The following is a 21,043-nucleotide window of genomic DNA, read 5'->3' on the forward strand; positions in this document are numbered from 1 at the left end:
TCTCGAGCACCCCGTGCCAGTGCGTGCCGTACACGGCGCCGCGGATACTGCCCACCGCGGCGCCGCTGCTCGCGTGGAGCAGCGGCGGATCACCGTTGCGGCGCACCCGCCCGTGATGGATCTCGTACCCGGACACCGGAACTCCGTGGGCGTCGCCGCGGACCTGCGCGAGCACCTTGTCCGGGGCGAACTCCACCTCGAGGTCGAGCAGGCCCAGTCCGGGCACCGCGCCGCGGCCGGATTCGACGTCGTCGACGATGACGGACCCGAGCATCTGGTAGCCACCGCACACCCCGAGAACGGGGCCGCCGCGTTTCGCATGCACGGCGATCGCGTCCGCGATGCCGGTGCGGCGCAACCACTCCAGATCCGACACGGTCGACTTGCTGCCGGGCAGCACGATCAGGTCGGCGTCCTCGAGCCGCGACGGATCGGTGACCCAGCGCACCGACACCCCCGGTTCGCACGCGAGCGCCTCGACGTCCGTCGAATTGGAGATGCGGGGCAGGCGGATCGCGGCCACCCGCAGCCAGTCGTCGCCGACCGGCGGCGCCGGACGCCCGACCGGGGCGTCCCCCACCACACCCAGCGAATCCTCCGCATCGAGCCACAGGTCCTCGGCGAAGGGAATCACCCCGAGCGTCGGGCGACCCGTCATCGCCGTCAATTGCTCCACACCCGGCGCCAGCAACGACACGTCGCCGCGGAACTTGTTGATCACGAAACCCGCGATCAACGCCTGGTCCTCCGGTGCGAGGACCGCCACCGTGCCGAACAGGTGAGCCAGCACCCCGCCACGGTCGATGTCGCCGACGACGAGCACCGGCAGGTCCGCCGCGCGGGCGAGTCCCATGTTCGCGAGGTCCGTGGCCCGCAGGTTGATCTCGGCGGGAGACCCCGCTCCCTCACACAGCACGACGTCGTAGTCGGCGCGCAGCGATTCCAGTTCCTCGGCCACGACCGCCCGCAGGTGCTGCCGGTGCTCGATGTAGTCGCGGGCCCCGACGGACGTGACCGCGCGCCCCCGCACCACCAGTTGCGACGTGCGGTCGCTGCCCGGTTTCAGCAGCACCGGATTGAAGCGGACGCTCGGCTCGAGCCCGCAGGCCGCGGCCTGCAGGGCCTGCGCCCGGCCGATCTCGCCGCCGTCCAGCGTGACGACGGAGTTGTTCGACATGTTCTGCGCCTTGAACGGCGCCACCCGGACACCCCGCCGCGCCAGCATGCGGCACAGTCCGGCCACGAGCACACTCTTGCCCGCGTCGGACGTGGTGCCGGCGACGAGCAGGGCGCCCCTCCACCGGCTCTCGCTCAAGGCAGGGTCAGGATCTCGGTGCCGGTCTCGGTGACCACGATGGTGTGCTCGAACTGGGCGGTCCACTTGCGATCCTTGGTGACCACGGTCCAGTCGTCGTCCCACATGTCCCAGCCGATGTCACCGAGGTTGATCATCGGTTCGATCGTGAACACCATGCCGGGTTCGATGACCGTGTCCACGGAGGGCTCGTCGTAGTGGAGGATGACGAGGCCGTTGTGGAACGTGGTGCCGATGCCGTGTCCGGTGAAGTCGCGGACCACGCCGTATCCGAAGCGGTGCGCGTACGACTCGATGACGCGGCCGACGACGTTGAGCGCCCGGCCCGGTTTGACGGCCTTGATGGCGCGCATCGTCGCCTCGTGGGTCCGTTCCACCAGCAACCGGTTCTCCTCGGCGACGTCGCCGGCGAGGAACGTGGCGTTGGTGTCTCCGTGCACGCCGCCGATGTAGGCGGTGACGTCGATGTTGACGATGTCGCCGTCCTGGATCACCGTCGAGTCGGGGATGCCGTGGCAGATCACCTCGTTCAGCGACGTGCAGCACGACTTGGGGAATCCCTTGTAGCCGAGCGTCGAGGGATAGGCGCCGTGATCGATCATGTACTCGTGCGCGATGCGGTCGAGTTCGTCGGTGGTGACGCCCGGCGCCACCGCCTTACCGGCCTCCTGCAGGGCCTGCGCGGCGATCCTGCTCGCCACCCGCATGGCCTCGATCGTCTCCGGGGTCTGGACCCACGGCTCGTTGCCTTCCTTGGCCGTGGGCTTCCACGCGTACTCGGGCCGCTCGATCCCCGCCGGTACGGCGAGGACGGGAGACACGGTTCCGGGGCTCAGTGCTGTGCGGACAGACATGGCTACCAGGTTAGACCCGCACCTGGCCGGGGCACCCCGGGACCCGCCGCGCGGGCTCTCAGTCCCGCAGCGTCGTGAGGAATGCGATCCGGTCGCCGCGGTAGAGGGAGCGCACCCGTTCGATCGGAGATCCCCCGGTGTCGAGCGAGAGCCGGTGGAGCAGCAGCATCGGCATGGCGGTGGTCGAGTCGAGTAGCGCGGCCTCCCGCGGCGAGGCCAGCACGGTCTCGATCCGCTCGGTGGCGGACGCGAACACCACTCCCGTCTCGCGAATCGCCGCGTACAGCGAGGTGCCCGGGTCGAAGTCGCGCGCCAACTCCCCGAAGCGGCCTGCGGGCAGGTGGGTGCTCTCGAGCCCGATCTTCTCGTCGTCGGCGAGCAGGACCCGTTCGAGGTGGATCACCGGTGCGCCGATCGTGAGGCCGAGCGCCTCGGCGAGGTCGGCGTCGGCGCCGAGTTCCTCGAACGTGACCAGTTCACGCCCGGGCACCCGCCCCTGGCTGACCGCGCCCTCGGTGTAGGACCGCAGCGACAGCGGCTGCACGAGCTTGGGGCTGGCGACGACGGTGCCGCGGCCTCGACGCTCGACGCGTCCTTCGACCAGCAGTTCGTGGATGGCCTGTCGTACCGTCTCGCGGGACACCGCGCACCGCAGGGCCAGTTCCCGCTCCGCGGGGACCGCGTCTCCCACCTCGAGTTCGGCGAGGATCGTCTCGAGTTCGGTGCGGACGCGGTAGTACTTGGGGACGTTCGGCGCCCGGGTCATCGCGTGACGGTGCCGATCAGCGTGGGCTCTCCGGACGCGTCGCCGTCGTCGTTCATGCGGCCGAGCGTACCCGAAAAATGGTCTATACCAATTGTTCACCTGCCGTTCCCCCGACGGTGGCCCAATGGTCTAGACCAAAAGGCAGGCTCCTCGGCACCGACCCCCTCATCGTTAGGAACACGTCATGCGTCTTCGCCCACGGATCGCCGCCGCCGCGCTGGCCGCGACCGTACTCACCCTCGGAACCGCTTGCGGCGGAACCGGTACCGCCGCAAGCTCGGGCACCGACACCGTCACCGTCTACAGCGCCGACGGACTCTCCGGGTGGTACCAGTCCCGATTCGACGCCTTCACCGACCGAACCGGCATCGCGGTGAACCTCGTGGAAGCCGGATCCGGCGAAGTCGTCTCCCGCCTCGAGAAGGAACAGTCCAACCCGCAGGCCGACGTCGTCGTCACGCTGCCACCGTTCATCCAGAAGGCCGACGCCCAGGGACTGCTCGTCCCCAGCGGCGTCGACACCTCCGCCGTCCCCGCTGCCGAAAAGGACCCCGCGGGCCGCCATGTTCCCGTCGTCGGGAACTACCTGTCCTTCATCGCCAACCCTGCGGCGTCGCCCGCCCCCCGCACCTGGGACGACCTGCTGTCCGACCGGCTCGAGGGCAAGATCCAGTACTCCACCCCCGGCCAGGCCGGCGACGGCACCGCGGTGCTGCTGCTCCTGCAGCACCTGATGGGCAAGGACGGCGCACTCGACTACCTCGCGAGGCTCCAGGCCAACAACGTGGGACCGTCGTCCTCGACGGGCAAGCTGCAGCCGAAGGTCAGCAACGGCGAACTGCTCGTGGCCAACGGCGACGTCCAGATGAACCTCACCTCCATCGCCGACGACGGCTCGACGTTCGACCTCTTCTTCCCCGCCGGCGCCGACGGCACCCGCACCACCGTCGCCCTGCCGTACGTGATGGGCCTGGCGAAGGGTGCGCCGCGCAGCGAACAGGGCAGGCAGTTGATGGAGTTCCTGCTGTCCGAGGAGTCCCAGAAGACGGTCGCCGACGAAGCGCGCGGCGTGTCGGTCCGCGAGGACGTCCGCGCCGCCACGAGTGACAGCGCCCCCGCGCGCGCCCTGCAGGGTGTCCAGGTGTGGTCGCCGAACTGGAACGACGTTCTCATCGAACTCGATTCGGACGTCGCCGCGTACCAGAAGGCCACCGGGAGCTGATCGTGTCGGGAATTCCACTCGGGCGGACACACCCGTCGCACACCCCCACGGTCCGCGGCGTCACCGACTACTCGGCGCCCGCCATCACGTTCGACCGGGTCACCGTCACCTACGGACGCGGCAGGGGCGTCACCCACGCCCTCGTCGACTTCACCCTCCGCGTCGCCCGCGGCGAGACCGTCGCCCTCCTCGGGCCGAGCGGTTCCGGAAAGTCGACGGCGCTGAAAGCCCTCGCCGGATTCGTCCGTCCCACTTCGGGTTCGGTGCGGCTCGGATCACGCGACGTCACCGGCCTTCCGCCCGCGAAGCGAGGAATCGGCGTCGTCGTGCAGTCCTACGCGCTGTTCCCGCACATGCGGGTTTCCGACAACGTCGCGTTCGGGCTCCGCGCCCGGCGGGTACCGCGCGCGGAGATCGGCGCGCGGGTGACCGAGGCCCTCGAGATGGTCGGCATGGCCGCCTACGGCAAGCGCCTGCCCCGCGAACTGTCCGGCGGACAGCAGCAACGGATCGCGATCGCCCGGGCTCTGGCGATCCGGCCCGCGGTCCTGTTGCTCGACGAACCACTCGCCGCCCTCGACGCGCAGTTGCGCGAGAGCATGCTCGGTGAGCTCACCCGGTTGCGCGCCGCCCTGCCCGACACGGCGATGCTCTACGTCACCCACGACCAGGGCGAGGCGCTGGCGCTGGCCGACCGGATCGCGGTCATGCGCAACTCCCGGCTCGCGGACGTCGACACCGCCGAGAACCTGTGGAAGCGGCCGCCCAGCAGTTTCACCGCCGAATTCCTCGGCGGCGCCAACCTGTTGCCGTGCACCGTCACCCGGGTGATCGGAACGTCGGCGCTCGTATCCATCGGCGGCGTCCCCGTCACCGCGACGGCCCCGCAACCCGACATCGGACACGTCGCCTGGGAGTCGGACCTGCCCGCGTTCCTGTGCGTCCGCCCGCACGCGGTGACGCTGACGGCGCCCGGCGCGAAGGGATCGTTCGCGGCGCGGATCGTCTCGACGGTGTGGCGCGGGTCGACCACGCGGATCACCCTCGCAATCGACGAATTCGACGGAGTGCAGGTGGACGCGGACGTCGCCGGTCACGACCAGCGTGCACCGGGCGCCGTCGTCGGCGTCCAATTCCCCTCGGACGGCAGCGTCCTGGTGCCGGCGGCATGACCGCGACACTCGCACGACCTCCCGCCGCGACAGCCCCGCGACGACCGGAACCGGTCCGGTGGCGCGCCATCGCCTGGACGCTCCCGCCCCTGCTGCTCGTCCTCGGATTCGCCGTCTACCCGACGGCGCGGGTTCTCACCGAATCCCTCGACTCCGGCACCGGTTCCGGTCTGGACACCTGGTCCGGTGTTCTCCGCTCCGAACTGTTCCGGACGGCGCTGTGGCGGACGGTACAGATCGCCGCACTCTCGACGCTCGGCTGCCTGGTCCTCGGCACATTCCTCGCGCTGGTGCTGGCGTTCGTCCCGTTCACCGGATCGACCGTCTTGGGACGGCTGATCGACGCGGTGCTGTCGCTGCCGTCGTTCCTGATCACCCTGGCGTTCACGTTCCTCTACGGCACCGCGGGGGCGGTCAACGCACTGATCACGCGGATCTCCGGCCACGCCGACGGGCCGCTGAACTTCGTCGGCACCCCACTCGGGGTGATCGCCGCCGAGATCACGTTCTTCACCCCGTTCGTCGTCCGCCCTCTGCTCGCCGCGTTCACCCAGATCCCCCGCGAACAACTCGACGTCGCCGCCAGTCTCGGGGCGTCGCCGTTGCGGGTGCTGCGGACCGTTGTGATGCCGGAGTCCTGGCCCGCGCTGCTGGCCGGTGGCTCGCTGGTGTTGCTGCTCTCCCTCAACGAGTTCGGCATCGTCCTGTTCACCGGCGCCAAGGACGTGGTGACGCTGCCCGTCCTGATCTACACGCGCGGCATCGTCACGTTCGACCTGCCGGGCGCGGCCGTGATCGCCACGGTCCAGGTGGCGTTGTCGCTGGCCCTGTACTGCACGTACCGAATTCTGTTCGCGACACTGACGGGAGGCAGCCGTGCTGCTGTGGACGACAAGATCTAGGGCGCTGGCCCTGAGCCTGTTCGGCCTCGTGGTGACCGTCGTCTTCGCGGCGCCGATCGCCACCGTGGTCGCCGCCGGCCTCGCCGGATCCTGGACGGGCCCACTGCCTTCGGACCTCGGCGGCCGGAACTTCGCAGCGGCACTGACCGACGAGAATCTCGCCAGCCTCACCGTCAGCCTGCAGACGGCGTTCATCGCGGGTGCTCTGGCACTCGCGGTCGGGACGTGGGCGGCACTGGCGGCGCGGGAGGCGCCGGCGTGGTTGCGCCGCGTCACCGACGCCGTCTTCCACCTGCCGATCGCGATCCCGTCCGTCGCGATCGGTCTCGGACTGCTGATCGCGTTCAACTCGCGGCCGCTGCTGCTCGGCGGTACCAAGTGGATCGTGATCCTGGCGCACACCATCCTCGTGCTGGCGTTCACGTTCAGCGCCGTCTCGGCGGCACTGGACCGGCTCGATCCCGCGTACCGGCAGGCCGCCGAATCCCTCGGCGCCGGCCCCGCCCGCGTCCTGCTGCGGATCACCCTGCCGCTGCTTCTCCCGGCCCTCGGTGCCGCGGCCGGCCTGTCGATCGCGCTGTCTATGGGCGAACTGGGCGCCACCGTGATGGTGTACCCGGCGACCTGGAAGACGTTGCCGGTGAGCATCTTCGGTCTCACCGACCGCGGCCGGGTGTTCCTCGCCGCGGCCGACACCACCCTGCTGCTGGCGGTCACCCTCCTCGCCCTGCTGGTCGTCGGCCGCCTCCGCAGGCGCTGACGCACCCGTGCGCGGTTAACGAGTCCTGACTCTCCTCAACCGCGCACGGGCGGCGGAGCCGCCTTCTACTTCTGGCGGAGCAGGTACCGCTGCACCTTGCCGCTGGGGGTCTTCGGCAGGCTCGGGACGAAGTGCACCGTGCGCGGGTAGGCGTGTGCGGCGAACTTCTTCTTCACCAGCGTCTGCAGTTCGGCCTCGAGTTCGCCGGTCCCGTCGACACCGTCGCGCAGGACGACGAACGCCTCGAGCACTTCACCGCGCAGTTCGTCGGGCATCCCGACGACCGCCGCCTCGACGACGTGGTCGTGCATGACGAGCACGCTCTCGACGTCGAACGGGCCGATCCGGTAGCCGGCCATGATGATCACGTCGTCGTCGCGGGCGGAGAAGAAGTAGAAGCCGTCCTCGTCCGTCTGGCCGGCGTCTCCGGTGAGGTACCAGCGACCGTCTGCGGTGAACCGCTGCGCGGTCTTCTCGGGAGCGTCGACGTAGCCGGTGAACCACATCAGCGGGCTGCCCAGAGTGTCGATGGCGACCCGCCCCGGGGTGCGCGGCGGGGCGACGGCGTCGGAATCGTCCTCGAGGACGGCACACGCCCACCCCGGCAGCGGCTTGCCCATGGAGCCCTCGCGCACCTCGTCCCGCAGCCCGTCGGCCCAGGCGTTGGCGATGAACATGCCGTGTTCGGTCTGGCCGTAATGGTCGCGGACGAACACGTTCAGATTGGCCTCGGCCCACGAGATCACGTCGGGGGTGAGGGGTTCACCCGCCGACGACGCGCGCCGCAGTTTCACCGTCTCGGGGATCGGCGTGGGGTCGGCGCGCAGGCTGCGGTAGACGGTGGGCGCGGCGGCGAAGTTGGTGACACCGAACCGCTCCATGACCTGCCAGGTGAGGGGCGCGGAGAACCCGGCGTGCAGCAGGATGCTGCGCGTGCCCGCGGCGAGCGGGCCGAGCAGCGCGTAGTACAGGCCGTACGCCCAGCCGGGGTCGGCGGCGTTCCAGAACACGTCGTCCTTGCGGACGTCGAGGCCGAACTCCTGGTAGGCGTGGAACGACGCGAGTGCGCGCAAGGGCACCGGAACACCCTTCGGGGTTCCGGTCGTGCCACTGGTGAACAACTGGACGAGGGGTCCCGCACCCCCGACCGTCACCGCCGCGCCCTTCGCGTCCGCGGCGTCGTGCGACTCCACGAGCGTCGCGAAATCCAGAGCGCCGGCGCCGCCGCCCACGACGACGACCTGCCACGGCGCATCCGCGGGAATGTCTTCCCCGGGAGCCAGCTTCTCGACCTGACCGGCGTCGGAGACGACGACCTTCGCTTTGCTGGCACCGAGCCGGAACGCGATCGCCGGCGGCGCGAACGCGGTGAACAGGGGGACGTGGACGGCGCCCCGGCGCCAGATCCCGAGCAGCGCGACCACCAGTTCCGCCGACTTGCCCATCAGCGTCGCGACGTGGTCACCCGGCTCCACCCCGAGGTCCGCCAATGCAGCGGCGAAGCGTGACGACTGCTCGCGCAGGTAGCCGTAGGTGAGGTCCGTCGACGACAGGTCGGCTTCGACGACGGTGAACGCCACGTCGTCGGCGGGGTGTCGATCACACAGCAGTTCCGCGGCGGACGCCGTCGGCGTGTCGTACTGGTCCAGCAGTTCACGCACGCGTGCGGCGGGATCGGTGGTCATGCGGTACTCCTCGTGTTCTCATGGCCAGGTAAAGAGGTCGGGCCGTCGCCCGAACCCACTACGGTTATGATCTAGCTCACAGACCGCTGTGACTACCCCCGGAAAGGGGTGACGACTTGGTTGCTCGTGCACCGTCGCTGCTGCGCCCTCGGGACGGGGACGCACTACGTGGTGAGCTGCGCGCCATCGCAGCTCACGGCGTTGCGCCGGTCCTGTTCGCCGGCGAGGTCCAGGACGACACCCTCCATCTCAGCGAGTTCGTCGGCACCCGCACCAACAACCTCAAGGGGCTCGCCATCCCGGCGCGGTCCGGCCTGGGCGGTCGCGTGGTCGCCCAGCGCACACCCGCGTCGGTCAACGACTACGGCAGAGCCTCGACCATCACGCACCACTACGACCGTCCCGTCCTCAGTGAGGGGCTCCGGTCCATCCTGGCAGTGCCCGTCATGGTGCACGGCAGTTCGCGCGCGGTGCTGTACGCCGCCATCCGCGATTGTGCGCCCATCGGCGACCGCACCGCGGACATCGTCGTCGCGGCGTCGCGGCGCCTCGGTACCGAGATCGCCATCCGGGACGAGGTCGATCGCCGCCTCGAGATGATGAAGACGCTCGAGGGGAACGGCGGAGGCGGCGCCACCACCGAGGAACTCCGGGACATCCACGCGGAACTGCGGAGTGTCGCGCAGACCGTCACCGACACCTCGCTGCAGGCCCGGCTCCGCGGGCTGTCGCAGAGGCTGGCGGGGATCCTGCGGCCCGACACGAGCGGCGCCGACGAGGACCCCGGCGTCCGCCTCACCCCGCGTGAGATCGACGTCCTGTCCCACGTCGCCCTGGGGTGCACCAACAGTGAAGCCGCACAGCGACTCTCGGTCGGGCCCGAGACGGTGAAGAGTTATCTGCGCAGCGCCATGAGCAAGCTCGACGCACGGTCGCGGCACGAGGCGGTGGTCACCGCACGCAGGCTCGGGCTGCTCCCCTAGCGAACACGGTCTCCTCGAACGAGGGACGCAGGCGGTAGCGAAAGGCGGTGGGTCATGGGATCGACAACGGACGCCACGAGTTCGAACACACCGGGTTCGAACTCTCCCGAACAACCGAGCCTCAAACGGGTCATGGGCCCGGGGTTACTCCTGTTGTTCATCGTCGGCGACATCCTCGGCACCGGCATCTACGCGCTCACGGGCAAGGTGGCCAATCAGGTCGGGGGCGCGGTGTGGCTGCCGTTCCTGGTGGCGTTCGTCGTCGCGATCATCACCGCGTTCAGTTACCTGGAGTTGGTCACGAAGTACCCGAAGGCCGCGGGCGCCGCGCTGTACACGCACAAGGCGTTCGGGGTGCACTTCCTCACGTACATGGTGGCGTTCGCCGTGATGTGCTCGGGAATCACGTCCGCGTCGACGGCGTCGCGGGCGTTCGCGGCCAATTTCGTCGAGGCGTTCCACCTCGACTTCTCCACCGGCATCGGCATCACCCTGCTCGGTCTCGGGTTCATGACGCTGGTGGGTCTCGTCAACTTCCGCGGGGTCAGCGAGAGCGTCAAGACCAATGTCGTGCTCACCTGCGTCGAACTGTCCGGTCTTCTGATCATCATCATGATCGGGCTGTGGGCCCTCGGCGTCGGTGACGGCGACTTCTCGCGGGTCACCACGTTCGACACCGGCGACCGATCCGCGCTCGGCGCGGTCGTCGCGGGAACCGCCCTCGCGTTCTTCGCGATGGTCGGGTTCGAGGACTCGGTCAACATGGCCGAGGAATGCAAGGAACCGAGCCGCATCTTCCCGAAGGTCCTGCTGACCGGTCTCATCATCACCGGCTGCATCTACGTGTTCGTGTCGATCACCGCGATCGCGCTGGTGCCGGTGAGCGAACTCGGCGAGGGCGACACTCCGCTGCTGAAGGTCGTTCAGGCCGGGGCGCCCGGATTCCCGATCGGGATCTTCGCGTTCATCACCATGTTCGCCGTCGCCAACACGGCGCTGATCAACATGCTGATGGCGAGTCGGCTGCTGTACGGCATGAGCCGGGAGGGCGTCCTGCCGCCCCCGCTCGGCCGCGTGCACTCCACCAGGCGCACCCCGTACGTGGCGATCGTCTTCACGACGCTCCTCGCGTTCGGCCTCATCACGTTCGTCGGTGAGGTTCCCGAACTGGGCGGCACGACGGCGCTGCTGCTGCTGGGCGTGTTCACCATCGTCAACATCACCGTGCTCGTCCTGCGCAAGCAACCGGTGGAGCACAAGCACTTCCGGGTACCGACCATCCTGCCGATCGTCGGCGCCCTCACGTGCGGCTTCCTCGTCACCCCCTTCGCCGACCGCCCCGCCGTGCAGTATCAGATCGCGGGCATCCTCCTCGGAATCGGTGTCGTGCTGTGGGCCGGGACCGTCATCGTGAACAAGCGACTCGGGAAGGGCGGACCGGAGATCGACCCCGAGAAACTCGCCGAGCACGAGTGACCCGCCCGTCCTCTCGCTCAATGGAGCGAGAGGAACAGTTCGACCGACCCGTCGGGATGATGCACCTCCAGATCCTCGGTGAACGCGCGTTCGATCCGGCCGCGCGCCGACGCGTAGTCGGCGACGCTCCACGTCTCGGCCAGCGCGTCCGGTTCCGATTCGTCCTCGCACCGGAATCGGGCGAAGTACCCGGACCGCACACCGACCAGGACGTCGCCGGGCTCCATCTTGTCGGTCGAATCGCACGGGTATCCGACGACGACCGTGAACGTGCGGGGCGGCGGGGATGCCACGTAGACGACGAAGATCTCGGAGATCCCCCGATCCCTGATCCGCTCCACCGTGAAGTCGACGAGTTCCCGACCCGGCCCGGGACGCCCGGGTTTTCCTTCGGGGATGGTCAGGCCCACAAACGATTCGGCCTGCCTCTTGACGATCTCGATCATCGCTTCTCACCTGGCGCCTTCGACGGTCCGGCGGACTCGTCCACATGAATCGGGATGTACAGGTCGACGGCGTACGCGTGCGGATACGCCTCGAGGTCGCCGGTGTACGTCCGCTCGATGTCGCCGCGCGCCTCCGCCTCGCTGACCTGCGCCCACAGTCGCAGCATCACGTCGGGGAACATTCCCCGCGACGAGAACTTCGCGTACGTGCCGGGCGGGATCCGCGAGATGACGTGGCCGCGCGTGGCGTCGTCCACCGTCGCGCACTCGTACCCGACGATCTGGGTGTAATACGACTCGACGTCGGGCGCGAAGTCGATGTACGTGGACGCGAGCGGGCCCCCGACGTCGTGGTGGAGCACCCTCGTCCAGGCGCGGTCGAGACGAGGGTCGCTCAGTTTTCCCAGTGCCCGCTGGGGGCTGCGCACGGGCAGGCCGGCCACCAGGGTTTCGCCGCGCTCGATGATCTCGAAGGACATGTCAGATCGCGTCCTCGAGCACGTGTGCGTCGCGAACGCCGACGCAGGGCACCCCTCGAGCCCGCGCCAGCTGCATCGCCATCGCATCGGATGGCGAACAGAGTCCGTCCAGAACGTCCTCGGTCGCGATCGCGCAGACGACATCACCCTCGCATTCGGTGATCGATTCGATTCCGCGGTCGGAAGCCCACTGCCGCAAGGCAACCCACCGCGTCAGCTCGGTGCCGGCGCCCGGGCGCCCGACGAACAGCACCCGCCGGGTGCGGTTCGCTGTCTCCACGCAATTCACTTCTGCACTGATGGTCATGGTCCGACTTCCTGTCCACGTTGGCTTTTCGATCCCGGCTGGGCGGGTTCTTCCGTCTGCAACCAACTATGGACGGCGCCGACGGTGGAGTCTGTCCACCGATCAGCCCCGGAACAGGATGAATTCCGCTGTCCCCCGATCGGTGGACAGTGGCCGGGTCAGTACCCCTCGGGCAGGGCGGCGAACATGTCGCGGGTGACGGCGACGGCGTTGTCGGAACTGCCGCCGCGTACCACCAGTGTCGCGAACGCCAGGTCGCCGCGGTATCCGACGAACCAGGCGTGCGAGCCGCCCTCGACCTCGGCCTCACCGGTCTTGCCGTACACCTCACCCTGATCTTCGATCCGCTCGGCGGTGCCGCTCGTCACCACGAGGCGCATCATGCCGCGCAGCCCGTCGACCATCTCCGGGCTGATCGGCGGGTGCTCCCCCTCGATCGTGGTTTCCCGTCCCACGATCAACCGCGGCACGGGTGTCGTACCGTGTGCGATGGTCGCCGCGGCCAACGCCATCCCGAACGGACTGACCACCACCTTGCCCTGCCCGAACCCGTCCTCGGTCCGCTGCACCAGGTCGTCGGCGGGCGGCACCGAACCCGAGTCGGTGGGCAGCCCGACGACGTCGTAGTCGGGTCCGATTCCGTACTGCGATGCCGCGACCGTCAGTGCGTCGGGGCGCATCTCGCTGGCGAGTTTCGCGAACGAGGTGTTGCAGGAGCGGGCGAACGCCGTCGCCATGGGCACGGTGCCGAGCGCGAATTCGTTGTAGTTCGGGACGCTGCGCTCCCCGATCTCGATGCGCCCGGGACACGGCACCATCGTGTCGGGGGTCGCGATGCCCGAGGAGATCGCGGCGCCTGCGGTGATGATCTTGAACGTCGAACCGGGCGGATACAGGCCGGTGAGCGCAACCGGTCCGTCCTTGTCTGCCGCCTTGTTCTGCGCGACGGCCAGCACGTCGCCGGTCGACGGCTGGATGACGACCATCATGGTCTGGTCGGTGCGGGCATTGACGGCGTTCTGCGCGGCGATCTGGATGGGACGGTCCAGGCTGATCGAGAACGACGGGGAGGTCTGCGGGGCCGTCTCGGTGAGCACGTCCGTGTCGACACCGTTCTGGTTGACCGTGACCACGCTCCAGCCGGCCTTGCCGTCGACTTCGTCGATCACGGTCTTCTTCACCTGACCGACCAGATCCGGTGCGAAATTCCGGTCGGTCGCCACGAGGTCCGCCTCGTCGGACACGCTCACGCCGGGAATGGCACCGAGCACACCGGCGACCTGTTCGTAGTCGTCCGACCGCAACCGGGTGACGAGGTAGTCGCCCTTGACCGCCGTCGCAGATTCGGCGATCGACTGCGCGGTGAGCGTGGTGTCGAACGCGACGAGCGCCGACGCGAGGGACTGTGCGCTGCCGATCACGTTGCCCGACTGCGCCGCATCGAATTTCACGCGGTACACCACACCGGGGACGAGGACGTCCGAACCGGAATGCTCGTTGACCCGCGCCCGGGGCGCGGCGGTGGACCGCAGCGACATCGTCTGACGGTCGCCCAGACGGGGATGAACGTTGGTGGAACTCCACCGCACCGCCCAGTCGCCGCCGCGCCGCCCCATCTGCAGTTCGCCCGAATACGTCCAGACCCGGTTCTTCGGCAGATGCCATTCGTACGTGTACCCGACGGTGGCCGTGTCACCGCTGACGTCGACGTCCGTCGTCCGGGCGTCGAGCGACTCGGCCTGCAGCGACGTCCACGCGGACTCGAGGGCCTGGCGCGCGACGTCCGGGCGGTCCGACAGGTCGGCGGCCTGCTCCGAATCCTGCTCGGCGAACGCCGTGAGAAACGCCTGCGCCGCCGGTTCCGGACCGTCCGGTCTCGGCGTGCACGCGGCGAGACCCGCCGTCAGCACAGCGGCGCCGCACAGGGCGATCGACTGGACGACGCGGGAGCGAGGGTGTGGCCGCAGTTTCATCGCCGCCCATGCTATGTCGGCGGGCACCGCCGACACGGTAGGCGGGCCAGCGCGTCAGTCCAGCAGAATTGTGGCGAACGTCGCGACCTGCCGGAAGCCGATGCGTGCGTACGCGCTGCGGGCGACCGTGTTGAAGCTGTTGACGTAGAGACTGGCGATGCGGCCCTCCGCGATGACGGCCTCCGCGACCGTCGCGGTGCCCGCCGCACCGAACCCGTGTCCGCGGTACATCGGGTGCACCCAGACGCCCTGGATCTGCCCGACCCGCGCGGACACCGAACCGACCTCGGCCTTGAACACCACCTGATCGTCCTCGAATCGCGCCCACGCCCGGCCGGCGGCGATGAGATTGGCGACGCGGCGCCGGTACCCTCGACCGCCGTCGTTGGCCCGGGGATCGATGCCGACCTCCTCGATGAACATCGCGACGGCGGCAGGCAGGTACTGCTCGAGTTCGTGCATCCGCACCTGCCGGACCAACGGATCCGGTCGGCACTGCGGGGTACTCGCCAACGCCAGCAGCGGCTGGTCGGGCCGGACCTCGCGGGCAGGCCCCCAATCCAGCTCGAGCATCTCCCACAGCGGCAACGTCAACTCGGCCCGCCCGACCAGCGACGAGCACATGCGCGGCGTGCGACAGGCGCGGTCGGCGAACGCCCGCATGTCGTCGATGCTGCCCCGCAGCGGCACGAAATTCGCGCCCGAGAAGCACAACGATTCGAGCGGCCCGCCCCGACTCCACAACTCCCCGTGGATCATCCGGGGATCGATACCGCCCTCTTCGACGCGAGCGGCAACCATGCAGGCGGCGACAGGATCGGCGTCGAGAACGCGGAGCACGTGTGCTGCGTCCCGACTGCTCAACTGTTTGGCACCGAGGAGCTTGAGCATCTACCCAACCTTGTCAGCTAGTGGACCTGCCCACCAGATTGCCACGAACTCGCCGGAAACGGGAGACGTTTCGTCGGCCGCTGCGGGCGCCGTGTCAGCTGACCGTCACCACGGGAGATCCGGACGTCGCATCGCCCTCCATCTCCTCGGCGATCCGCATCGCTTCCTCGATCAACGTTTCGACGATCTGCGCTTCCGGCACCGTCTTGATGACCTTGCCCTTGACGAAGATCTGGCCCTTGCCGTTGCCGGACGCGACACCCAGATCGGCCTCGCGGGCCTCACCCGGACCGTTGACGACGCACCCCATGACGGCCACGCGCAGCGGGATCTCCATGCCCTCGAGTCCGGCGGTCACCTCGTCTGCCAACGTGTACACGTCGACCTGGGCGCGCCCGCACGACGGGCAGGACACGATCTCGAGCTTCCGGGGCCGTAGGTTCAGCGACTGCAGGATCTGCGTGCCGACCTTGATCTCCTCGGCGGGCGGGGCGGACAGCGACACCCGGATGGTGTCGCCGATGCCGTCGGCCAGCAGTGCGCCGAACGCCACCGCCGACTTGATCGTGCCCTGGAACGCGGGACCGGCCTCGGTCACACCCAGGTGCAGCGGGTAGTCGCACTGCGCCGCCAGCTGCCGGTAGGCCTCGACCATGATCACCGGGTCGTTGTGCTTCACCGAGATCTTGATGTCGCCGAACCCGTGTTCCTCGAACAGTCCCGCCTCCCACAGCGCGGACTCGACGAGCGCCTCCGGAGTGGCCTTGCCGTACTTCTGCATCAGCCGCGGGTCGAGGGATCCGGCGTTGACGCCGATGCGGATCGGGATGCCGGCGTCTCCTGCCGCCTTCGCGACCTCCTTGACGCGTCCGTCGAACTCCTTGATGTTGCCGGGGTTCACGCGGACGGCCGCGCAGCCCGCCTCGATGGCCGCGAAGATGTATCGCGGCTGGAAATGGATGTCGGCGATGACCGGGATCTGGCTCTTCTTCGCGATGGTCGCGAGCGCGTCGGCGTCCTCCTGCCGCGGGCAGGCGACGCGCACGATGTCGCAACCGGATGCCGTGAGTTCGGCGATCTGCTGCAGCGTGGCGTTGACGTCGTGGGTCTTGGTTGTGCACATCGACTGCACGGAAACCGGGAAGTCGCTGCCGACACCGACAGATCCGACCTGGAGCTGGCGAGTCTTGCGGCGAGGTGCGAGAACGGCGGCCGGGCCTTCGGGCATACCCAATCCGACAGGGCTGGTCACGTGGGTGCCTTCTTTCGTAGCTTCAAGTCCGAGTTTAGCGTTCACTGGAAGAGCTTGATCGGGTTGACGATGTCCGCGGTCAGTGTGAGGAGCATGTATGCGCCGCCTATGACGATCACCACATAGGTGACGGGCAGGAGCTTCATGTAGTCGACGGGTCCGCCGCCGGGAAGTCCGCGCCTGGTGCGGAACCAGTCCCGGACCCGTTCGTAGACGGTGACCGCCATGTGCCCGCCGTCGAGCGGCAGCAACGGCAGCAGGTTGAACATTCCGAGGAAGAAGTTCAGGCTCGCCAAGAGCAGCACGAACGCTTCCCAAATTCCCTGTTCGGCGATCTGACCGCCGATGACGCTCGCGCCGTACACCGAGATCGGGGTCTCCGGGTCCCGTTCGCCGCCGGTCACCGCGTGCCACAGGTCGACGGCCTTGCTCGGCATCTGCACCAGCCGCTCGGCGGTCATCACGAACATGTCGCCGGTGAACTCGAACGACGCGGGAACCGCGGAGAGGGCCGAGTGCTCGACGACGCTCGGGGTCGCGCCGATGCCGATCGCACCGACCGTCGCCTCGTGCGGTTCGGTCTCGCCCTTCTCCTGGACCCAGCGCTGCACCTGCTGGACCGGGACGACGATCGTCTGTTCCTCGCCGTCCCGCTCGACCGTGAAGTCGACCGGACCGGACAGCGAACGGGTCGCGGCGGCCACGTCGGCGAACGTGGGCGTGTCCTTGCCGTCGACCGCGGTGATGACGTCGCCGGTCCTGATGCCCGCCTGCTCGGCGGGGCCCGGGCCGGTGCACTCGGACAGGGCGAAGTCGGGGCCGGGCCCCTGGGTCGGCGCCGCGCACCCGACCGACCCGACGACCGCGTCGGTGGACCGGTTCAGATCGGGCAGCCCCCAGCCGACGGCGAGGACGTACACCAGCACGAGCCCGAGGACGAAGTTCATGCCGATGCCGCCGGACATCACCGCGAGGCGCTTCCAGGTCGGCTTCTTGTACATGGCCCGGTCTTCTTCGTCCGGTTCGAGTTCGTCCAGCGCCGTCATTCCGGCGATGTCGCAGAACCCGCCGAGCGGGAGCGCCTTGAGGCCGTACTCGGTCTCACCGCGGCGGAAGGAGAAGATCTTGGGTCCGAAACCGATGAAGTACCGGCGGACCTTCATGCCGGTGGCCTGCGCCACCCACATGTGCCCCGCTTCGTGAAGTGCGATCGACAACGCGATCCCGAGGGCGAAGAGAACAACGCCCACTGCGAACACCATGCAGTTCTAGCCTTCCTGCTTCACGAGCTGACGTGCTCGCTCACGTGCCCAGCCGTCGGCGGCCAGTACGTCTTCCACGGTAGCCGGTGGCGCCGACCACTCGTCCGCCTCGGACAGCACGGACGCGACGGTGCGGACGATGCGCGGGAACCGGATGATCCCGTCCAAGAATGCCTGAGCGGCGACCTCGTTCGCAGCGTTGTAGACGGCGGTGAGGCATCCCCCACCCTTGCCCGCCTCGCGCGCGAGGTCGACCGCGGGGAACACCTGCGAGTCGAGTGGCTCGAAATCCCAGGTGGACGCGGTGCTGAAGTCACAGGCCGCGGCGGCGCCCGCGACCCGGTGCGGCCAGCCGAGGGCCAGCGCGATCGGGAGCTTCATGTCCGGTGGGCTGGCCTGCGCGAGCGTCGAGCCGTCGGTGAACGTGACCATCGAGTGCACGATGGACTGCGGGTGCACAGTGACGTCGATACGGTCGTAGTCGACGCCGAACAGCAGGTGCGTCTCGATCAGTTCGAGCCCCTTGTTGACGAGAGTCGCCGAGTTCAGCGTGTTCATCGGCCCCATCGACCACGTGGGGTGGGCGCCGGCCTGCTCGGGTGTCACCGATTCCAGTCGATCGGCCGTCCAGCCGCGGAACGGCCCACCCGAGGCGGTGAGGACCAGGCGGTCCACCTCGCCGGCGCTGCCCCCGCGCAGGCACTGCGCCAGCGCCGAGTGCTCGGAGTCGACCGGCACGATCTGTCCCGGCGCCGCGGCCGCCGTCACGAGGGGCCCGCCTGCGACGAGCGACTCCTTGTTGGCCAGGGCGAGCCGCGACCCGGACTCGAGCGCGGCCAGCGTCGGCTCCAGACCCAGCGAACCGACCAGTGCGTTGAGCACGACGTCCGCTTCCGTCGTCCGCACGAGCTCGGTGACGGCGCCCGGTCCGCTCAGCACCCCGGGCCGATCCAGCGCGGCGGCCGCACTCGGATCCGCGACGGCGACGGACGACACACCCGTCTCGCGAATCTGCCGGGCCAGCAGGTCGACGTTTCCGCCGCCGGCCGCGAGCCCCACCACCGTGAACTTGTCCGGGTTGGCGGCCACCACCTCCAACGCCTGGGTGCCGATCGAACCTGTGCTGCCGAGCAGCAGGACGCGAGTGGGCCTGTTTTCATCCACCCACCCATTGTTCCTGATGAAATGCGGACCACCCGCCACGGATGGCCCCACTACATACGACGGACAGTCGTATGTCACGATATGTCGAGTAGCGCAACCGAATCTGCAGGAGGATCGATCGTGGCCGGTACCCAGTTGGAGCCCTCGTCCAGCGACCCCATCGTGGCCGCACACATCGACACCGCGGAGGTCCCGTCGGCGGCATGGGGCTGGAGCGGTGAGGCGCCGAAGACGTTCCGGTTCTTCGGATGGTTCTTCGCCGTGTTCCTGCTGCTCATGATCATCGGCAACCACACCGGCCTGGTCGAGGACCTGTGGCTGATCGCGTGCGCGGCCATCATGGTCCTCATCCTCGTCCGCGACATCGTCCTGCGGCGCAAGCCCCGGTAGCACCGGACCACGAACGAAACCCCTCGCCCCGATCACTCGGGAACGAGGGGTTTCGTCGTATCGGCCCGCGTGACGAAATACTCAGTTCTCGGCGGCGAGCTGGCCGCAGGCGGCGGCGATCTCCTGGCCGCGGGTGTCCCGCACCGTGCAGGACACACCCTGCGCCAGCACGCGCCGGACGAATTCCTTCTCCACCGGCTTCGGGCTCGCGTCCCACTCACTGCCCGGGGTGGGGTTCAGCGGGATCAGATTCACGTGCACCAGCGGACCGAGCGCCTTGCGCAGTTTCTTGCCCAGCATGTCGGCGCGCCACGGCTGATCGTTCACGTCCCGGATCAGCGCGTACTCGATGGAGACCCGGCGGCCGGACTTGTCCGCGTAGTAGCGGGCGGCGTCCAGGACCTCCGCCACCGACCAGCGGTTGTTCACGGGGACCAGGGTGTCGCGCAGTTCGTCGTCCGGGGTGTGCAGCGACACGGCAAGCGTCACGCTGAGATCCTCGTCCGCGAGCTTGCGGATGGCGGGCGCCAATCCCACGGTCGACACCGTCACCGAGCGTTGCGACAACCCGAGGCCGTCGGGGGCGGGCGAGGTGATGCGGCGGACGGCCGCGACCACGCGCTTGTAGTTGGCGAGCGGCTCCCCCATGCCCATGAACACGACATTCGACAGCCGGCCCGGACCGCCGTGGACGTCACCGTCGCGCAGGGCGGCGGCCGCGGCACGCACCTGGTCGACGATCTCAGCGGTCGACAGGTTGCGTTGCAGCCCGCCCTGCCCCGTCGCGCAGAACGGGCACGCCATCCCGCACCCGGCCTGACTGGAGATGCACAGCGTCGCGCGGTCGGGGTAGCGCATGAGGACGCTTTCGAGCAGCGTCCCGTCGTTCGCCTTCCAGAGCGTCTTGCGGGTGTCGCCGCCGTCGCAGGCCAGGTGCTTGACGGCGGTGAGCAGCGTCGGGAACAGCGCCGCGCCCACCTGCTCGCGCACAGCGGCGGGAAGGTCGGTCATCTTCTCCGGATCCGCCTCGAGCCGCGCGTAGTACTGCCGGGCCAGCTGGTCGGCGCGGAACCCGGGCAGACCCAGCTCCTTGACGGCCTCCCGCCGCTCGGTGGAGTCGAGGTCCGCGAGATGCTTGGGGGGCATCCCACGCCGGGGCGCGGTGAAAACGAGGGGAAGCGAGACAGCCATAGTTTCTCCATTGTCCCATTGATTCGGGGGTCGTTGTCGTGCGGATGCCTGATCGACGTTGTTTCGCCGCCCGATGCGCATGCGGAACCCGCCCAGGTGGGTGAAGATCAACTCATGTCGACAACACCGGACGACCCCTCGAACTTCCCACCGGACGTCCCGGCCGGTCGTGGTCCCGGCACCGGACCGGCGCCACCGGACCCGGCACACCCCGACACGCCACCGGCGGGCACCGAGCATCCCGACGTCGCCCGCCGCAAGGGCATCAAGCACACCCGGGTGGGGGCCACCTGGACCGGTCTGGTGATCGGAATCATCGTTCTGGTACTGCTTCTCGTGTTCATCCTGCAGAACCTCGACAGTGTGACCCTCGAACTGTTCGCCTGGGAATTCACGCTCCCGCTGGGCGTCACCCTGCTGTTCGCGGCGATCGCGGGCGCGGTGATCATGGCCCTTGCGGGCGGTGTCCGCATCATCCAGATCCGGCGGGCGGCGAACCGGCAGCGGCGCCTGAACAGTAATTTCTAACTGAACAATAGTTACGCAAGTGGAT

21 protein-coding genes are annotated in these 21,043 nt (G+C 68.8%); 8 read left to right on the plus strand and 13 right to left on the minus strand.

Features of this window, described 5'->3' with window-relative positions; all coding sequences use genetic code 11:
* The 3 genes from ACFTZB_RS10090 to ACFTZB_RS10100 form a co-directional block, all read right to left on the minus strand.
* The coding region (locus tag ACFTZB_RS10090; protein WP_378431382.1) for a cobyric acid synthase at positions 1-1,315 on the minus strand (1,315 nt) is incomplete at its 3' end.
* Complete coding sequence (gene map / locus ACFTZB_RS10095) at positions 1,312-2,169, minus strand: type I methionyl aminopeptidase (protein WP_378431383.1); 858 nt, start codon at positions 2,167-2,169, stop codon at positions 1,312-1,314. The genes map and ACFTZB_RS10090, both read right to left, overlap by 4 nt.
* A gap of 58 nt (positions 2,170-2,227) precedes the next feature.
* Positions 2,228-2,935: a GntR family transcriptional regulator gene (locus ACFTZB_RS10100; protein ID WP_378431384.1), complete on the minus strand. Its 708-nt coding sequence runs from the start codon at positions 2,933-2,935 to the stop codon at positions 2,228-2,230.
* A gap of 184 nt (positions 2,936-3,119) precedes the next feature.
* Between ACFTZB_RS10100 and ACFTZB_RS10105 the strand changes: the two genes are divergently transcribed.
* The 4 genes from ACFTZB_RS10105 to ACFTZB_RS10120 are packed head-to-tail and all read left to right on the plus strand — an operon-like array spanning position 3,120 to position 6,991.
* Positions 3,120-4,157: a 2-aminoethylphosphonate ABC transporter substrate-binding protein gene (locus tag ACFTZB_RS10105; protein ID WP_378431385.1), complete on the plus strand. Its 1,038-nt coding sequence runs from the start codon at positions 3,120-3,122 to the stop codon at positions 4,155-4,157.
* A 2-nt stretch (positions 4,158-4,159) separates the two neighbouring features.
* A complete protein-coding gene (locus ACFTZB_RS10110; RefSeq protein ID WP_378431386.1) occupies positions 4,160-5,329 on the plus strand; it encodes an ABC transporter ATP-binding protein in 1,170 nt (389 codons plus the stop codon).
* On the plus strand, positions 5,326-6,231 hold the full coding sequence (locus ACFTZB_RS10115) for a 2-aminoethylphosphonate ABC transporter permease subunit (RefSeq protein WP_378431387.1): 906 nt from the start codon (positions 5,326-5,328) through the stop codon (positions 6,229-6,231). Before ACFTZB_RS10110 ends, ACFTZB_RS10115 begins: the two co-directional genes overlap by 4 nt.
* Positions 6,206-6,991 (plus strand): ABC transporter permease, encoded by a 786-nt coding sequence (locus ACFTZB_RS10120; RefSeq protein ID WP_378431388.1) that lies wholly within the window; start codon positions 6,206-6,208, stop codon positions 6,989-6,991. The genes ACFTZB_RS10115 and ACFTZB_RS10120 overlap by 26 nt, the downstream gene beginning before the upstream one ends.
* 65 nt (positions 6,992-7,056) lie before the next feature.
* Here ACFTZB_RS10120 and ACFTZB_RS10125 read toward each other — a convergent pair whose 3' ends face one another.
* Positions 7,057-8,676, minus strand: a complete 1,620-nt coding sequence (locus tag ACFTZB_RS10125; protein ID WP_378431389.1) for an AMP-binding protein — start codon at positions 8,674-8,676, stop codon at positions 7,057-7,059.
* A 116-nt stretch (positions 8,677-8,792) separates the two neighbouring features.
* Here ACFTZB_RS10125 and ACFTZB_RS10130 point away from each other — a divergent pair, with 116 nt between their 5' ends.
* Together ACFTZB_RS10130 and ACFTZB_RS10135 are read left to right on the plus strand one after the other, a co-directional pair.
* Positions 8,793-9,659 carry a response regulator transcription factor gene (locus ACFTZB_RS10130; RefSeq protein WP_378431390.1) on the plus strand — a complete coding sequence of 289 codons (867 nt, stop codon included), beginning with the start codon at positions 8,793-8,795 and terminating at the stop codon, positions 9,657-9,659.
* Positions 9,660-9,713: 54 nt separating this feature from the next.
* Positions 9,714-11,135, plus strand: coding sequence for an APC family permease (locus tag ACFTZB_RS10135; protein WP_378431391.1), 1,422 nt, complete (start codon positions 9,714-9,716; stop codon positions 11,133-11,135).
* A gap of 17 nt (positions 11,136-11,152) precedes the next feature.
* On the opposite strand, the gene ACFTZB_RS10140 is transcribed toward ACFTZB_RS10135, so the two are convergent.
* The 8 genes from ACFTZB_RS10140 to dxr form a co-directional block, all read right to left on the minus strand.
* Positions 11,153-11,581: an AraC family transcriptional regulator gene (locus ACFTZB_RS10140; protein ID WP_378431392.1), complete on the minus strand. Its 429-nt coding sequence runs from the start codon at positions 11,579-11,581 to the stop codon at positions 11,153-11,155.
* On the minus strand, positions 11,578-12,060 hold the full coding sequence (locus ACFTZB_RS10145; RefSeq protein ID WP_378431393.1) for a GyrI-like domain-containing protein: 483 nt from the start codon (positions 12,058-12,060) through the stop codon (positions 11,578-11,580). Before ACFTZB_RS10145 ends, ACFTZB_RS10140 begins: the two co-directional genes overlap by 4 nt.
* Before the next feature lies 1 nt (position 12,061).
* Entirely contained in the window at positions 12,062-12,367 is a 306-nt protein-coding gene (locus ACFTZB_RS10150; RefSeq protein ID WP_124392798.1) for a hypothetical protein, read from the minus strand.
* A 158-nt stretch (positions 12,368-12,525) separates the two neighbouring features.
* Entirely contained in the window at positions 12,526-14,340 is a 1,815-nt protein-coding gene (locus ACFTZB_RS10155) for a penicillin-binding transpeptidase domain-containing protein (RefSeq protein ID WP_378431416.1), read from the minus strand.
* A gap of 54 nt (positions 14,341-14,394) precedes the next feature.
* Positions 14,395-15,231: a GNAT family N-acetyltransferase gene (locus ACFTZB_RS10160; protein WP_015890310.1), complete on the minus strand. Its 837-nt coding sequence runs from the start codon at positions 15,229-15,231 to the stop codon at positions 14,395-14,397.
* A 94-nt stretch (positions 15,232-15,325) separates the two neighbouring features.
* Positions 15,326-16,483 (minus strand): flavodoxin-dependent (E)-4-hydroxy-3-methylbut-2-enyl-diphosphate synthase, encoded by a 1,158-nt coding sequence (gene ispG / locus ACFTZB_RS10165; RefSeq protein WP_072937829.1) that lies wholly within the window; start codon positions 16,481-16,483, stop codon positions 15,326-15,328.
* Positions 16,484-16,524: 41 nt separating this feature from the next.
* Positions 16,525-17,745 (minus strand): M50 family metallopeptidase, encoded by a 1,221-nt coding sequence (locus ACFTZB_RS10170; protein ID WP_378431394.1) that lies wholly within the window; start codon positions 17,743-17,745, stop codon positions 16,525-16,527.
* Positions 17,746-17,751: 6 nt separating this feature from the next.
* The gene (gene dxr / locus ACFTZB_RS10175) at positions 17,752-18,909 is read right to left on the minus strand and encodes a 1-deoxy-D-xylulose-5-phosphate reductoisomerase (protein WP_378431396.1); all 1,158 of its coding nucleotides are present in this window, start codon (positions 18,907-18,909) and stop codon (positions 17,752-17,754) included.
* Between the two features lie 120 nt (positions 18,910-19,029).
* On the opposite strand from dxr, the gene ACFTZB_RS10180 reads away from it, so the two are divergent.
* A complete protein-coding gene (locus ACFTZB_RS10180) occupies positions 19,030-19,299 on the plus strand; it encodes a DUF2631 domain-containing protein (protein ID WP_378431397.1) in 270 nt (89 codons plus the stop codon).
* 81 nt (positions 19,300-19,380) lie between these two features.
* Here ACFTZB_RS10180 and rlmN read toward each other — a convergent pair whose 3' ends face one another.
* Positions 19,381-20,490, minus strand: a complete 1,110-nt coding sequence (gene rlmN / locus ACFTZB_RS10185; RefSeq protein ID WP_015890306.1) for a 23S rRNA (adenine(2503)-C(2))-methyltransferase RlmN — start codon at positions 20,488-20,490, stop codon at positions 19,381-19,383.
* A gap of 114 nt (positions 20,491-20,604) precedes the next feature.
* Between rlmN and ACFTZB_RS10190 the strand changes: the two genes are divergently transcribed.
* A complete protein-coding gene (locus tag ACFTZB_RS10190; protein ID WP_378431398.1) occupies positions 20,605-21,018 on the plus strand; it encodes a lipopolysaccharide assembly LapA domain-containing protein in 414 nt (137 codons plus the stop codon).
* Positions 21,019-21,043: the final 25 nt, after the last annotated feature.

This window comes from Rhodococcus sp. NPDC057014, assembly GCF_042673295.1.
In the GTDB taxonomy this organism is placed as follows: Bacteria; Actinomycetota; Actinomycetes; order Mycobacteriales; family Mycobacteriaceae; genus Rhodococcus_F.

Bases quoted from the DNA above. Each gene is read 5' to 3' on its own strand.
- ACFTZB_RS10190 (WP_378431398.1), top strand. From the start codon at position 20,605: ATGTCGACAACACCGGACGACCCCTCGAACTTCCCACCGGACGTCCCG.
- ACFTZB_RS10100 (WP_378431384.1), bottom strand. From the start codon at position 2,935: ATGACCCGGGCGCCGAACGTCCCCAAGTACTACCGCGTCCGCACCGAA.
- ACFTZB_RS10145 (WP_378431393.1), bottom strand. From the start codon at position 12,060: ATGTCCTTCGAGATCATCGAGCGCGGCGAAACCCTGGTGGCCGGCCTG.
- ACFTZB_RS10105 (WP_378431385.1), top strand. From the start codon at position 3,120: ATGCGTCTTCGCCCACGGATCGCCGCCGCCGCGCTGGCCGCGACCGTA.
- ACFTZB_RS10155 (WP_378431416.1), bottom strand. From the start codon at position 14,340: ATGAAACTGCGGCCACACCCTCGCTCCCGCGTCGTCCAGTCGATCGCC.
- ACFTZB_RS10125 (WP_378431389.1), bottom strand. From the start codon at position 8,676: ATGACCACCGATCCCGCCGCACGCGTGCGTGAACTGCTGGACCAGTAC.
- ACFTZB_RS10160 (WP_015890310.1), bottom strand. From the start codon at position 15,231: ATGCTCAAGCTCCTCGGTGCCAAACAGTTGAGCAGTCGGGACGCAGCA.
- ACFTZB_RS10150 (WP_124392798.1), bottom strand. From the start codon at position 12,367: ATGACCATCAGTGCAGAAGTGAATTGCGTGGAGACAGCGAACCGCACC.
- ACFTZB_RS10140 (WP_378431392.1), bottom strand. From the start codon at position 11,581: ATGATCGAGATCGTCAAGAGGCAGGCCGAATCGTTTGTGGGCCTGACC.
- ACFTZB_RS10170 (WP_378431394.1), bottom strand. From the start codon at position 17,745: ATGGTGTTCGCAGTGGGCGTTGTTCTCTTCGCCCTCGGGATCGCGTTG.
- ACFTZB_RS10135 (WP_378431391.1), top strand. From the start codon at position 9,714: ATGGGATCGACAACGGACGCCACGAGTTCGAACACACCGGGTTCGAAC.
- ACFTZB_RS10115 (WP_378431387.1), top strand. From the start codon at position 5,326: ATGACCGCGACACTCGCACGACCTCCCGCCGCGACAGCCCCGCGACGA.
- rlmN (WP_015890306.1), bottom strand. From the start codon at position 20,490: ATGGCTGTCTCGCTTCCCCTCGTTTTCACCGCGCCCCGGCGTGGGATG.
- map (WP_378431383.1), bottom strand. From the start codon at position 2,169: ATGTCTGTCCGCACAGCACTGAGCCCCGGAACCGTGTCTCCCGTCCTC.